The organism is Roseovarius halophilus (ex Wu et al. 2025), from assembly GCF_047086965.1.
In genome coordinates this window covers 1-651 of sequence record NZ_JBKOTX010000531.1, presented here as the reverse complement: position 1 = coordinate 651, position 651 = coordinate 1, and the positions used below count along the sequence as shown (strand labels likewise).

Genomic DNA, 651 nt, shown 5'->3' with positions numbered 1-651 from the left:
GGGGCTTGCCGCGCCGCCCCGCCGCCATAAGGTTGCAGCATGGCTTTCGATCAAGACATACAGGGCTGCGCAGAGCTTGTGCAGCGGGGCGCGCCGGACAGGTTCCGCGCGGTCATGGCGGCGCCGCCGGCGGCGCGCGCGGTGCTTTTCGCCGTCCATGCCTTCAATCTCGAAGTGGCGCGGGCGCCGTGGGTCACGCAGGAAAGCATGATCGCCGAGATGCGCCTGCAATGGTGGCGGGACGCGCTTGACGAGATGCGCCGTGGCGGCCCGGTGCGCCGGCACGAGGTGGCCACCCCCCTGTCCCGGATGCTGGACCCGGGCGGCGCGGCGCGTCTGGATGCGCTGGTCGAGGCGCGGCGGTGGGACATCTACCGCGAGCCGTTCGAGGACATCGCGCATTTCCGAGACTACATCGGCAAAACGTCGGGAAACCTCGTGGTGACGGCCGCGCTCGGGCTGGGTGACGGGCCGGAAGATCCGTTGCAGCGCGCGGGCTACGCGCTCGGCCTCGCGAGCTGGCTGCGCGCGGTTCCCGCGCTGGAAAAGGCGGGCCGGATACCGCTGGTGGATGGCACGCACGACGGGGTGCGCGCATTGGCGCGCGAGGGGCTCGAGGCGCTGCGCGAGGCACGGCGCGCCGGGGTGCCG

Annotated in this window: 1 protein-coding gene; it reads left to right on the top strand. The window is 72.4% G+C overall.

From position 1 onward, the window contains the following. Window positions 1–39: 39 nt before the first annotated feature. Window positions 40–651: squalene/phytoene synthase family protein (locus ACH107_RS33335; protein WP_412509861.1), on the top strand; the 612-nt coding region annotated here is incomplete at its 3' end.